General features: G+C 36.4%; 10 protein-coding genes. 6 read left to right on the plus strand and 4 right to left on the minus strand.

Features of this window, described 5'->3' with window-relative positions:
• Positions 1–3 precede the first annotated feature (3 nt).
• The 3 genes from ACFFLS_RS10885 to ACFFLS_RS10895 all read right to left on the minus strand — a co-directional run bounded on the left by ACFFLS_RS10885 (position 4) and on the right by ACFFLS_RS10895 (position 5,204).
• On the minus strand, positions 4–2,463 hold the full coding sequence (locus ACFFLS_RS10885) for a ligase-associated DNA damage response DEXH box helicase (RefSeq protein ID WP_379684910.1): 2,460 nt from the start codon (positions 2,461–2,463) through the stop codon (positions 4–6).
• 92 nt (positions 2,464–2,555) lie between these two features.
• The gene (locus tag ACFFLS_RS10890; protein WP_379684909.1) at positions 2,556–4,157 is read right to left on the minus strand and encodes an ATP-dependent DNA ligase; all 1,602 of its coding nucleotides are present in this window, start codon (positions 4,155–4,157) and stop codon (positions 2,556–2,558) included.
• Positions 4,158–4,166: 9 nt separating this feature from the next.
• Positions 4,167–5,204 (minus strand): ligase-associated DNA damage response exonuclease, encoded by a 1,038-nt coding sequence (locus tag ACFFLS_RS10895; protein ID WP_379684907.1) that lies wholly within the window; start codon positions 5,202–5,204, stop codon positions 4,167–4,169.
• A gap of 191 nt (positions 5,205–5,395) precedes the next feature.
• Here ACFFLS_RS10895 and pruA point away from each other — a divergent pair, with 191 nt between their 5' ends.
• Positions 5,396–7,021, plus strand: coding sequence for an L-glutamate gamma-semialdehyde dehydrogenase (gene pruA, locus ACFFLS_RS10900; protein WP_379684906.1), 1,626 nt, complete (start codon positions 5,396–5,398; stop codon positions 7,019–7,021).
• 347 nt (positions 7,022–7,368) lie between these two features.
• Complete coding sequence (locus ACFFLS_RS10905; protein WP_379684905.1) at positions 7,369–8,100, plus strand: hypothetical protein; 732 nt, start codon at positions 7,369–7,371, stop codon at positions 8,098–8,100.
• 68 nt (positions 8,101–8,168) lie between these two features.
• Here the strand turns inward: ACFFLS_RS10905 and rsmG are convergent, their stop codons facing one another.
• Complete coding sequence (gene rsmG / locus ACFFLS_RS10910) at positions 8,169–8,798, minus strand: 16S rRNA (guanine(527)-N(7))-methyltransferase RsmG (RefSeq protein ID WP_379684904.1); 630 nt, start codon at positions 8,796–8,798, stop codon at positions 8,169–8,171.
• Between the two features lie 107 nt (positions 8,799–8,905).
• Here rsmG and ACFFLS_RS10915 point away from each other — a divergent pair, with 107 nt between their 5' ends.
• The 4 genes from ACFFLS_RS10915 (at position 8,906) to ACFFLS_RS10930 (ending at position 14,297) form a co-directional block, all read left to right on the plus strand.
• The gene (locus tag ACFFLS_RS10915) at positions 8,906–10,003 is read left to right on the plus strand and encodes a fatty acid desaturase family protein (RefSeq protein WP_379684903.1); all 1,098 of its coding nucleotides are present in this window, start codon (positions 8,906–8,908) and stop codon (positions 10,001–10,003) included.
• Positions 10,004–10,076: 73 nt separating this feature from the next.
• The gene (locus ACFFLS_RS10920; RefSeq protein WP_379684902.1) at positions 10,077–11,267 is read left to right on the plus strand and encodes a pyridoxal phosphate-dependent aminotransferase; all 1,191 of its coding nucleotides are present in this window, start codon (positions 10,077–10,079) and stop codon (positions 11,265–11,267) included.
• A 409-nt stretch (positions 11,268–11,676) separates the two neighbouring features.
• The gene (locus ACFFLS_RS10925) at positions 11,677–12,132 is read left to right on the plus strand and encodes a ferritin-like domain-containing protein (RefSeq protein WP_379684901.1); all 456 of its coding nucleotides are present in this window, start codon (positions 11,677–11,679) and stop codon (positions 12,130–12,132) included.
• A gap of 296 nt (positions 12,133–12,428) precedes the next feature.
• Positions 12,429–14,297 (plus strand): peptidase U32 family protein, encoded by a 1,869-nt coding sequence (locus ACFFLS_RS10930; protein WP_379684900.1) that lies wholly within the window; start codon positions 12,429–12,431, stop codon positions 14,295–14,297.
• The last annotated feature ends 144 nt before the right edge of the window (positions 14,298–14,441 follow it).

Raw genomic sequence — 14,441 nt, forward strand, 5'->3', positions numbered from 1 at the left:
GTATTATTTCATATAACTAGCCGTCATTTTTTTGATTCTTTCCTGTAATGTTTCGCTTGATAATTTTTCCCGAAGACGATCCGTAATTATCGGAAAACTGAAAGGCGTTGGTTTTTTGCACTGTTTCCAAACCATTTTCTGGCCGTTAATTCTTTCTAATGCCTGAATCAAACGTCCTTCTTCCAACTGATGCTCGAATGTTTCAGTAAAAGCCTGTTGTAATAATAAATTGTCAGGCTCATAATCACGAAAAACTTCAAAAATCAATTGCGAACCGCTTTGCAGATGTTTGGTTTTAACTGGTTTTCCAGGCATTCCTGTAAATACTAACCCCGCAATAACAGCAATATCACGAAACTTTCTTCGGGCCATTTCGGTTGAATTTAGACTTTTCTGCAAATCATAATGCACATAAGATGTAGTAAACAAATCATTATCAAAAACAGCTTGCATATCAATTTCCTGATCCGAAAGCAATTCAAAACCATAATCATTATACGCCAGCGAAAAGGTTATTGGTGAAAGCAAACTGATTCTGTACGAAATTAAACTTGCCAAGGCTTCGTGTACATAACGACCTTCAAAAGGATAAAAAATAGCATGAAAACCTTCTCTGGTCTTAAAAGTCTCAATCAGGAACTCATCATTATTGGGAACGATACTTTCTTTGCGTTGCCTTTCGAAAATAGGTTTTAAAGCTTTTAATTCTGGTGACAAGTTTTCGGTGTTGGCTGTGTACAATTCTTCTCGCAGCAATTCGCTCATCTGAGCAGATAACGTCATGCGTCCGCCCATCCAGCTTACCACTTTAGCTGTTTTTTTAGGATTGGCTTTACGCACCAAAACCTGCATGTTTTTTATCTGAAAAAGCTCAAGCTGCCTTCCGGCGAAAGTAAAAACATCACCCCGCTGTAATTTTGAAGCAAACCACTCTTCGATTGTACCGATAAAGCCGCCTCCCAAAAATTTAACATTCAAAACAGCATCTCCCACAATAGTTCCTATTTGCATTCGATGATGCATGGCAATAAAACGACTGTTGATTTTAAAACGGCCGTCTTCTTCAATTTCTACTTTTTTGAATTCATCATAAGCTTGTAGACTCTGGCTTCCATTTGTGATGAAATTCAGAACCCAGTTCCAGTTTTCTTTGGTTATATTTTGAAAGCAAAAAGTTGTTTTTATTTCTTCCAAAATTTCGTTTGGAAAAAATCCATCAGAAACAGCGAGTGTGTTTAAGTATTGAACCAAAACGTCCCAACTGTTTAAATAGGGCATTCTATCTTCGACAACCGTTTTTGCAACAGCTTTTTTTAATGCCGAAGCTTCAATCAATTCCATTGCGTGCGTGGCGAGAAAATAAATCACGCTTTCTTTTCCGGGCTGGTGTCCACTTCGTCCGGCTCTTTGAAGAAAGCGAGCAACACCTTTTGGTCCGCCAATTTGAATAATGGTTTCAACAGGCGCAAAATCGACACCCAAATCAAGACTCGAAGTGCAGACTACGACTTTTAATTCTTCATTCCGAATAGCGCTTTCGACCCATAAACGAATTTCACGGCTTATGCTTCCATGATGCATTGCCATTTCTCCAGCAAATTCAGGATATTTTTCTAAAATCGCCTGATACCAGATTTCACAGGCAGAACGGACATTCGTAAAAATCAAAGTCGTCTTGCTCTTTCTGATAATTTTCGCAACTTCATCGATTAAATGCAACCCCATGTGACCGCGCCATGGGTAAGTTTCCATTTTATCCGGAAGAATCGATTCTATTTTTATTTTTTTATTGATGTGTGCCTTTATAAGAACCGAATTTTGATAAGCCTCAGAATCGGGTCCTAACAAAACCTGACGTGCTAATTCGAGATTGCCGATGGTTGCCGAAATTCCCCAAATACGCATTTCAGGAGCAATGCTTTTTAAACGCGAAAGCGCCAGTTCCATTTGGACGCCACGTTTAGTACCGAGCAATTCATGCCATTCGTCCACCACAATTGCACCGCAGTTGGCAAAAGTTTTAGGATATTCTTTGGTTGCGAGAAGCAGTTGTAAACTTTCGGGAGTTGTAATTAGCAAATCCGGCATTTTATTTTTCTGTTTTGCCCTTTCGCTTTGCGAAGTATCACCAGACCTGATTCCGACAGTTAACTGCAAATCTAAATCTTCAATAATTCGTTCAGCTGCCTGTTTGATTTCTACCGAAAGTGCTCGCAGTGGCGTAATCCATATTGCCTTTAATCCAGGCTTATGTTTAGTATTATAATCGGGATTTTTTTTTATGTAATCGAGAACTATCGGAAACCACAAGGCATAGGTTTTGCCGCTTCCTGTCGGTGCGTTCAGCAAACCATTTTTGCCTTGCAGAAAAGCGGTCCAAGTCTGATTTTGGAACGGAAAAGATTTCCAGCCCTGACTTTTGAACCAGTTTTCGGCAATTGTATATAGCTCTTCTCTATTCATTTTTTTTTAGGTTCAAAGTTGCAAAGGTTCAGAGATTCAAAGGTTTTTCTTTTTTGCTTTGTCTCTTTGTCGCTTTGTTTCTTTGTCACTTTTTACGAAATCATATTTTTTAAATCTTCAATCGAATTGGCATCTTCGATTTTCTTGTCGTGACGCCATCTTAAAATTCTCGGAAATCGTGTTGCCACGCCACTTTTATGCCTTTTAGAAAGTGAAATTCCTTCAAAACCAATTTCAAAAACCAATTGAGGCGTGACGCTTCTAACAGGACCAAAACGTTCTAACGTATTCTTTTTTATAAAATCGTCTACACGTCTAAATTCGGCATCAGTTAAACCAGAATAGGCTTTTGCGAATGTTACCAGTTCTTTTTCACCATTTTCATTGGTCTGCCAAAGCGCAAAAGTATAATCGGTAAACAAGTTCGATCTTCGCCCATGACCGCGCATGGCATAGGTCAAAACAGCATCGATGGTTAGCGGTTCTATTTTCCATTTCCACCAATCGCCTTTTTTTCTTCCCACTTGATACGGCGATGTATTTCGTTTTAGCATCAAACCTTCGCTTCGCATTTCGCGGGCACGCATTCGCTCATTGGCAACATCTTCCCAAGTTTTTAGCGAAACTCTTTCTGAAAGGCGGAATGGCGTATTTAATTCTTTTATATTTTCATACAAACTTTCGAGTAAAGCTCTTCTTTCGCAGTAAGCTAAACTTCGAACATCTTGGCCTTCCCATTCTAAAATATCGTATGCTTTTAAAATAACGGGGACTTTTTCGAGCAGATTTGCCGAGATGGTTTTTCGTCCTATTCTTGTCTGCAAATCATTAAATGTTCCAATTTGATTGGATGGAAAAGCCAAAATTTCGGCATCTATTACGGTTCCGTTTGGAATTAATCCAACGAAAGCCTGAAACTCCGGATACTTGTCTGTCACCAGCTCCTCGCCTCTTGACCAGACATAAATTTCATTATCACGAATGATTGTCTGCGAACGAATGCCGTCCCATTTGTGTTCAATAGACCAATCTTCGGGATTTCCTAAAGCTTCAATTTCTCCTTCAATTGGATAGGCAAGATAAAAAGGATAAGGCTTTGACAAATAATCTGAGCTTTTTTCATCCAAAATCAATTCTTGAAATGTGATTGTATTCGGATTCCAATTTCCCATTAATTTATAAGCCAAAGCATCTTCATCAACATTTTCTGCTTTTGATAAAGCTCTTGTCATTAATTTTTGGCTTACGCCGATTCTAAAACTTCCGGTAATTAGTTTCGTAAAAACAAACCTTTCATAGTAATTAAGCGTTTTCCAGTTTTCGTGCAAATATTCTTTTTTCTCCGAATCTGTTTTTCTTTTCAAAGCAATTATTTCTTGCAAGAATTCCGTTAAACTTTTATCAGAATGTTCTTTTGTGGTTGGGATAATCAATGCGATGGTTTCCGCTAAATCGCCTACAATATGATAGCTTTCTTCAAACAACCACAATGGAATATTCGCTAATTCATTGGCCCAAAGACGCAACAAAGTAGTATTGACAGGCCTTGGCGGACGACGATGCGACAGAATCGCGATTGTCCAGACTTTATCCTCAGGCGATGCATTCTTAAAATAAGTCGTCAGCGCATCTACTTTTACGTTTGTCTTATTGGAGCTGTCCAGTGTTTTTATAAGTTGGGCGAAATTTTTCATCTACATTTATTATTCAGAAACGATTGGGGTTTCCTGATCGAACTCAGCTTTTTCCATTTCTGCAGATTCACCTTCATATTGCGTTTTTTCGGTTCTTGCATCGTAACCTAATTCTCTTAAATATTTAGCAAAAATATCGGTATAACCGTGTGTACAAATTACACGCTCTGCTCCCGTCGCTTTTATGCTTTCGAGTAAAGCATGCCAGTCACAATGGTCGCTTAATACAAATCCTTTGTCTATTGCTCGTCTGCGGCGTGCACCTCTAAAAGCCATCCATCCGCTGGCAGAGCCAGTTACAAAAGGAGTCATTTTTCTGATCCAGATGCTTCCGTGGGCACTTGGAGGTGCCAAAACTATATTTCCTAAAAGAGCCTCTCTTTTGGTTTCTTTAGTGATCAGTTCGGTTGGAGGAAAATAGACCATCGGACGCAGAACGTTTGTCATATTTTCTATTGCGCCATGTGTGTAAATTTTACCAATGTCTGTATCCAAGTATTTTAAAAGTCTTTGCGCTTTTCCTAAAGAATAGCCAAACAAAATAGAAGCTCTTCCTTCCGCTTTATTCTCTGCCCACCAATTATTGATTTCTGAAATTACCTCGGCTTGCGGTGCCCAGTTGAAAGCGGGTAGGCCAAAAGTACATTCGGTTATAAAAGTATGGCATTTAACCGTTTCGTATGGAGTTGCAATCCCGTCGTCTTCGGTTTTATAATCGCCTGTAAAAACCCAAACTTCTCCTTTATGTTCTACTCTGACCTGAGAACTTCCGATAATGTGTCCTGCGGGATGCAATGAAAACTTCACATTATTGATTACAAAAGTCTCTCCCCATTCTTTTCCGGTAACATTTATTTCACCCAGTCGATGACGTATAATAGGAATATTGGTATGATGTGTAATATAATTTTGATGTCCCCAACGAGCATGATCAGAATGCCCGTGTGTAATGATGGCATTTTTTATTGGTTTCCACGGATCGAGATACACGTCGGCCTGCTGGCAGTAAATGCCTTTATCATTAAAAACCAGAAGAGGGATTTTCATAGTAGTAGCGTTAAAACATTCTTTTCAGAACTAACTCAAATTTAAACTTTTAAACATTGAGCTGTTTTACAACTTCATTCAATTAGTTTATTAAATTACAACTTTTTAATATTGCATTGTGATAAAATCGGATTATCATTTGTACTTTTGTGAAAAATCAAACAATTCGTAATTATAAAATAATTTATCCCATGTTAAAAGGATTCTTTAATGTACCTAAAGCGGTAAATGAGCCCGTAAAAGGCTATGCTCCAAACTCCCCAGAAAAAGCTGCTGTTCTGGCTGCTTATACCACCATGTGGAATTCTCAAATTGACGTTCCTTTATATATTGGAAGCGAAGAAATCAGAACTGGAAATACAAAAAATATTACAGCTCCTCATGATCACCAGCATGTTGTTGGAAAATATCATTTAGCTGAAAAACAACATATCGAAAGCGCGATTGCCAACGCTCTTGAAGCAAGAACCAAATGGGCAAACTTGGCATGGGAACAGCGTGCTGCTATTTTCTTAAAAGCTGCTGAACTTATCGCAGGACCATACAGAGCTCGTATCAACGCAGCAACTATGATTGGTCAATCTAAAAATATTCATCAAGCAGAAATCGATGCTTCTTGCGAATTAATCGACTTCTTAAGATACAATGTTGAGTTTATGACTCAAATCTACAACGATCAGCCAAAATCAGATTCTTCTGTTTGGAACCGTGTAGAATACAGACCTCTTGAAGGTTTTGTTTACGCTATCACTCCATTTAACTTTACTGCTATTGCCGCAAATCTTCCTGCAAGTGCTGCAATGATGGGTAACGTTGTAGTTTGGAAACCAAGTGATAGTCAAGTATTTTCAACTAAAATCATTTTGGATGTTTTCAAAGAAGCTGGAGTTCCAGACGGTGTTATCAACGTAGTTTTTGGTGATGCTTTAATGATTACAGATACTGTTTTAGCAAGCCGTGATTTTGCTGGTGTTCACTTTACAGGTTCAACTCACGTATTTAAAGATATTTGGGCTAAAATTGGAGCAAACATTCACAATTACAAAACTTACCCAAGAATCGTTGGTGAAACTGGAGGTAAAGATTTTATCATCGCTCACCCAAGCGCAAACGTAAAACAAGTAGTTACAGGAATTACTCGTGGAGCATTTGAATTCCAAGGACAAAAATGTTCTGCAGCTTCTAGAGCTTATATTCCGCAAAGTTTATGGCCAGCTGTAAAAGAGCAATTGATTGCTGATGTAAAGTCGATGAAAATGGGTTCTCCAGAAGATTTCGGAAACTTCATTACAGCAGTAATTCACGAAGGTTCTTTTGACAAATTAGCTAGTTATATCGACCAAGCGAAAAAAGATGCTGATGCTGAAATTATCGTTGGAGGTAACTACGATAAATCTGTTGGATACTTTATTGAGCCAACGGTTATTGTAACGACAAACCCAAAATATACTACAATGGAAACTGAGTTGTTTGGACCAGTTATCACGATTTATGTTTACGAAGATGCTAAATGGGAGGAGACTTTAGAATTAGTTGATACTACTTCTGAGTATGCTTTGACTGGAGCAGTTTTCAGCCAGGATCGTTATGCGATTGAAGTGGCGACTATCAAATTACAGAATTCTGCTGGTAACTTTTACATCAACGACAAACCAACTGGAGCCGTTGTTGGAATGCAGCCATTTGGTGGAGCAAGAGCATCTGGAACTAACGACAAAGCTGGTTCTGCATTAAACTTATTGCGTTGGGCTTCTCCAAGAACTATCAAAGAAACATTTGTAACTCCAGAAGATTACAGATATCCTTTCTTAGGTTAATTTTTTGTTCAAAGTTCAGGTTTCAAGTTTTGAAATCTGTCTACATAAAAAGCCGAATCTTTTTAGAAAGATTCGGCTTTTCTTTTTGCTTCTTTTTGAAATTCGTTTTGGACAGTTTTTTAATTAGGTAACTAAAACGAAGCTTAAAAAAACAAATTATTCGCTTTAAAAAACAACCTTTAGAATATTTTGTAGTAATTTTCTTATTTTATTGATTACCAGCAAGATAGGCATTCAAAAAAGCTTATTTTAATATTTTAAAAACTTCTTGTTCCGTTTCAAAAAAAAACATCACAATACCTTTGTCTCATGAAAATAAATTAATAAAATCTAAATAATTAAAGTCTATGAGAAATCTGAACAATGTTCCTAAAATAATTTTAGAATCAAAAGGTATTGGCCACGCAATTGATTTTAAATGGAATAAAAAGAAAATAAACGAATTACTGGATCCTTTCGAAAAAAATGAGGATCTAGAAAACCTATTAATACAAATTAACCATAAAGCCTCTATTGGACTAACAGCTGCTTTGTTAGAATGGGTTTATTGGCGTTTTACCGGATATACAAAAGTCACAAACGACACCCAAAAACGTATTGAAGCGCTTTGGTGCTCTGTAGAAAGTCCAGAACAAACTAAGCCATTATTATTTGATACTGATTTTGAGATTCCAGCTTCAGGAAGTGTAAATGGACCACTATGGATTGCGCATATGAATGTTAGAATGATTGATAGTTTGTATAGAAAAGGCTCCTATTACCTACAGAACGAACTTATCGGATTAGTACTTCTAGCCCGTCACATCACTCCTAAAAAGAAAGTTTTTGACCAATGGTTTAACCATATTATTGTAGACCTAATCTGTTTATATCCTTGTGAATATCAGAACGCAGATTCTGAGGAAATGGACGAAGCCATTTACGATTCTTCAAACGAACCATTAATATGCCGTGACTTTTTCTTTGATTCTGAATTTAAGGCCAGCAATGAAGCTTCAGAAAATGCAATACATGGTTTTATTGACAATTTAAATTATCAAGCAAACCCCTTTCTAAATCTTTCAAGAATACATTCTTAGTTTTTAATAGTTTTTATTTGTTCAAAAAATAACCCGGAAGATCATTACTCTATCCGGGTTATTTGTTTTTAGGGTTTAAACTTTAAAGGAAGATGCACTACTTTTTTAGTTTCAAAGAATTCATCTTCAAAATAATCTGCCAAATCATATAAGGTTGCATTCGGAAAATCTTTTAGTTCCTCTGCCAAATCTCCACCTTTCAAATAAAGAATTCCGTTTTTTAATTTATGCTTATGCTGTTTTTTAATCTTATCATGTATCCAAGAAACAAAATCTGGCATATTGGTTACGGCGCGGCTCACGATAAAATCGAAATCACCTTTTACGAGTTCTGCTCGTTTTTGTTCTGCTTTTACATTTTTTAATTCTAATGCATCAACAACTCCTTGAACCACTTTTATTTTTTTGGCGATAACATCAATTAAGTAAAAACGTGTTTCAGGAAAAAGAATCGCTAACGGAATTCCAGGAAAACCTCCACCTGTTCCAACATCTAAAACTGTTGTTCCTGGTTCGAATTTCATTACTTTGGCAATTCCTAAAGAGTGCAAAATGTGTTTTGTATATAATGAATCAATATCTTTTCTAGAAATCACATTGATTTTTTCATTCCAATCGTGGTATAAAAAGTCTAATTTTTGAAATTGTTCAATTTGAAGATCGGTCAAATTGGGAAAATATTTCAATATCTCATCCATTGCTGTAAATTTTTAACAAAAGTACTACTTTACGATTGAAATATTTAACTCAATTTTGCAAATTGAAAATTTATAATAATTACCTTTGAAAACTATTTAAAATAATTATGAATAAGACAGCGCCTACATTTGCAAGACAAGATAATCTGAAGTTTTTCAGAACACTTAACTCTCGGGTAAACAATTATTTCAAAGAAAATAATATTCAGAAAACCGGAAACTGGAAACTACATTTAAAAGCAGTTATTCTTTTTGCTGTATTCTTAACTCCATACTTTTTAATCCTTACACTTAATATGCCTTTTTGGGTAATGTTGCTTTTATCGATAGTAATGGGAATCGGAATGGCTGGCGTTGGAATGAATGTAATGCACGATGGTAACCATGGTTCTTATTCTAACAAAAATTGGATTAATAAATTCATGGGCGGTACTATCTATGTTTTAGCAGGAAACGTTTACAACTGGCAGGTACAGCACAACGTTTTACACCATACTTACACCAATATTCCTGGGCATGACGAAGATTTAGATGCAGGACGAATCATACGTTTTACAGAACATGCAGAATGGCATCGTTTTCATCGTTTTCAACATTATTATTCTGTTTTCTTATACGGTTTGCTGACTTTCAATTGGGCTTTAACAACCGATTTTAAGCAAATGAGAAACTACTTAAAAAGAAAATTATCGTACGGAGAACCGAAAAATCCTAAAATCCTCTGGACAACATTAATCATTACTAAAATGATTTATGTGTCAATTTGGATTGTTTTACCAATGGTAATTGGAATTACATGGTGGAAAGTTCTTATTGGATTCTTTGCAATGCATTACACAGCTGGATTAATCTTAAGTATTGTGTTTCAGCTAGCACACGTTGTTGACCACACTACAAACCCAACTCCAAACGATTTAGGAGAAATGGACAATACGTGGGCTATTCACCAACTATACACTACTACCAATTTTGCTCCGAAAAACGCGATTGTAAACTGGTATACAGGTGGATTAAACCATCAAATCGAACATCATATTTTTCCAAATATCAGTCATATTCATTATGGTAAAATTGCAAAAATTGTAAAAGAAACTGCAAAAGAATGCAACTTGCCTTATTATGAATACAAAACCATGCGAAGTGCTGTTATTGCTCACTTTAAGCACTTGCGTGATTTGGGAATGAAACCAGAATTAGCAGTTTAAAAACTAAAAAAATCTATTAATAATAACCTTCCTTAATCAACACAACACGTTAAGGACATTCAAAATTTTTATAATGAATCATATTCTTTCGGACAGAATCAACAATCTTGCGACTTCGCAGACATTAGCAATGGCCGCTTTGGCAAGAGAATTAAAAGCACAAGGAAAAGACATTATCAGCTTAAGTTTAGGTGAGCCAGATTTCAATACACCAGACTTCATCAAAGAAGCTGCAAAAAAAGCAATCGACGACAACTACAGCACTTATTCTCCAGTTGACGGATACCAAGATTTGAAAGAGGCTATCTGCAGAAAATTCAAAAGAGACAATGATTTAGAGTACAAACCATCTCAAATCGTAGTTTCTACAGGAGCAAAACAATCTTTATACAACATTGCACAAGTAATGTTAAACGATGGTGACGAGGTTATTTTACCAGCACCATACTGGGTTTCTTACTTCGAAATCGTAAAACTATCTGGCGGAGTTCCTGTTGAGGTTCCGACTTCTGTTGAAACAGATTTCAAAATCACTCCAGAGCAATTAGAAGCGGCAATCACACCAAAAACAAAAATGATGTGGTTTTCTTCTCCATGTAATCCATCTGGATCTGTTTACAGCAGAGAAGAATTAACAGCATTGGCTAAAGTGTTAGAAAAACATCCAAATATTTACGTAGTTGCTGACGAAATTTATGAGCACATCAATTTCTCAGGAACTTTCTGCAGCATCGGTTCTATCCCAGGAATGTTAGAAAAAACCATCACTGTAAACGGAGTTGCAAAAGCATTTGCCATGACAGGATACAGAATTGGTTACATCGGAGCTCCGGAATTCATCGCAAAAGCATGTACAAAAATTCAAGGACAAGTAACATCTGGAGCAAATTCTGTGGCACAAAGAGCTACAATCACAGCTGTAGATGCTGACCCAAGCGTATTAAACGAAATGGTTCAAGCTTTCCACGGTCGTAGAGATTTAGTAGTTGAATTATTAAAAGAAATTCCAGGCGTAAAGATCAACGTTCCAGAAGGAGCATTTTACGTATTCCCAGACGTTTCTTCTTTCTTCGGAAAAACGTTAAAAGGACACGAAATTAAAGATGCAAACGACGTTTCGATGTATCTTCTAGCAGAGGCAAACGTAGCAACCGTAACCGGAGATGCTTTCGGAAATCCAAACTGTATTCGTTTCTCTTATGCAACAAGCAACGATATTTTAAAAGAAGCATTACGCAGAATCAAAGAAGCTTTGACTGCATAACAATATTCTAAGTTTTATTAAAACGGCTTAAGGTTCAAAAGTTTCATCACTTTTATACTTTAAGCTGTTTTTTTTATGGGCATATTTTGGGCGTGTCCCTCCGGGTCGGGCTTTCGGCTATATCTTTTATTCCGCTCCGCTTCATAAAAGGATACCGCCTCAAATATATTCACTGAACTCCTATAACAAATAAATATATGTGAAGTAATCCCTCACGCAAACGGTAAGTGAGATATATCATTTTCAAAAGAAAAAATCTGTTTAAATCTGCTAGATCTGCGTGAAACTTAAATCAAAACTTTCAAAATCCCCATTCCACAATATTATAAAATGCCAATTGTAATCCTGTAAAACAAAGCACCTTATAAATTGCAAACTTTGTAATGTATTAATTTAAAAACTATTAGTCATGATACATACAGATGAAACCACAAAAGAAGCAGTTAAAACTTTAGAAGGATTAATTTCAATTCTTGAAGATGGAAAATTGGGATATACAAATGCAGCAGAACATGTAGAAAACCCTGCAATGAAAACTGATTTTCTGGAATATGCCCGAGAAAGAGCCTTATTTATCGTAGAGCTACAAGACGAAATCAACAAACTTGGAAAATCAACAGACACTTCTGGAGGCGGACCATTAGGAGCTTTACACCGCACTTGGATTGACATTAAATCGGCTTTTACTGGCGGAGATACCGAAGCAATCATCAATGCCTGTATTACTGGAGAAGAAGCAGCAATTGAAAAATACAAAACAGCACTAGAAGAAAACCATTTAGAATACAATCAGGTTTCTGTTGTTTCAAAACAATTGAACAGTATTCAAAATACATTATCACAAATTAAAATGAGAGCAAATTAGTCGATCGATCGATTCATGCTTTTTTTTGAAAACTGCTCAATCTTCGGATTGGGCGGTTTTTTTATTTTGAACTTAAATAAACCATTTCCTTGACATTAGGAAAATGGTAGATACAGAATCAAGTTTCAAAGGAACGATTCATTTTATAGCAGCGGATTTTAATACGTTGTACGATATCATTCCATATTAAGTTAACAAATTCAAAAAAATCGCTTCATCTCTAGCAAACTCAAATAATTTATTAGACCTTTGCACACTTTTTTTCGTGAATACCACAAAAGGCTAAAGTTTTAGAAATGAAGAAGAAAATAGAAATATTAGCTCCAGCAAGAGATTTAATCGGCGGAATGGCAGCTATTAACAGCGGTGCAGATGCCGTATATATTGGTGCGCCACAATTTGGAGCACGTTCTAATGCCAACAATTCAATTGAAGATGTTGCGGCATTAGTAAAATATGCGCACTTATTTAACGCTCAGGTTTTTGTGGTAATGAATACCATTTTATACGACAACGAATTAGAAACGTGTCGTGCCATGATTTGGGAGTTATACGATATTGGTGTCGATGCCCTGATTATTCAAGATATGGCGATTATGGAAATGGACTTGCCTCCTATCGTGCTTCACGCCAGCACACAAGCTAATAATCGTGACGCAGATAAAATTAAATTCTTAAAAGATGCCGGAATCAAACGTGTTGTTTTAGCGCGTGAATTAAACTTGCATCAAATTAAAACAATTTACGACGAAGCTGATGTCGAATTAGAGTTTTTCGTAACCGGAGCTTTATGTGTATCCTTTAGTGGAAACTGTTATATGAGTGTGGCAAACGGAGAACGAAGCGCTAACCGTGGTTCTTGCGCTCAAAATTGTCGTTTACCTTATAATTTAATCGACGGAAACGGAGAAACTTTAATCAAAAACAGTCACTTGCTTTCGATAAAAGATTTAGATGTTTCTGATCAGATTCCGAATTTAATTGAAGCGGGAATCGTTTCTTTCAAAATCGAAGGAAGATTAAAAGATGTGGCTTACGTTAAAAACAACGTATCTTATTTGCGTCAGAAATTAGACAGTTATTTAGAAGGAAGCGATAAATACATTAAAGCTTCTTCTGGAAAATGTACTTACACTTTCGACTCTACATTAAGCAGAACTTTCAATCGTGGTTATACCGATTATTTCGTAAACGAAAGACACGCTAGTATTGGTTCTTGGGAAAGCCCAAAATCAAAAGGTCAATATATTGGTAAATTAATTAGAACTGTTGGAAACGCTTACGAAATAGAAAATGGCGAATTATTAAACAACGGCGACGGACTTTGCTTCATCAACGAAAATAATGAAGCTGACGGAATCTACGTAAACAAAGCCGAAAACGGAAAAGTATATCCAAACGTTTTAAAAGAAATCAAAGACGGAACTTTCATTTACCGTAATAACGATATCGCTTTCATCAAAATTGTAGAAAGAGAAGACAGCGCCATCCGTAAAATCGGAACTACTTTATTACTTACCGAAAACGAAAACGGTTTTGAATTAATCGCAACCGACGAAGACGGAAACGTAAGTACAGTTATTTTGGAACACTCAAAAGAGCAGACAAAAACTGGCGAATCAATCGAAGAAAACATTAAAATTCAATTGGCAAAAACAGGTTTCACACCTTACAGCGCAGATGAAATTAATGTTATGTTCTCTCAAAACTGGTTTCTTCCTATTTCAAAAATTAACGAAATGAGAAGAACCGTTTACGAACAATTATCAGAAATTCGTCTGGCAAATTACAAACGTGAAGAACACCAATTAGTTAAAACGTCACATCCGTATCCTGAAACCAAATTGGATTTCATGTACAATGTTTCGAACAAAACCGCTCGTAAATTCTACGAACGCCATGGTGTTACCGAAATCGAAAAAGCATTCGAATTACAATGGGATCCAGGAAAATCTCGTGTAATGACAACAAAATATTGCATCAAATACGAATTAAAAAAATGTCCGATTCACCAAAAAGATATTGTGGGAGTTAAGGTAAAAGAACCTTTGGTATTGAAACAGGGAGAACTTGAATATAAATTAAAATTCAACTGCAAACCCTGTGAAATGGAAATCTGGGAAAAAGATGCCGAATTCGAGATTGAAGAAGATCATTTTCATTAATATACAAACCGATACTTTTTAAAATAAGTATCGGTTTTTTATTTTGGGCGTGTCCCTCCGGGTCGGGCTATCCGTTACAAGTCCTCGCCTGTTCGTTCCTCACGGCTGTGGGCTTTCCACTTCTATCCCTCACGCAAACGGTTT

Origin of the sequence: Flavobacterium procerum (genome assembly GCF_042431625.1) — a bacterium.
GTDB classification, from domain to species: domain Bacteria; phylum Bacteroidota; class Bacteroidia; order Flavobacteriales; family Flavobacteriaceae; genus Flavobacterium; species Flavobacterium procerum.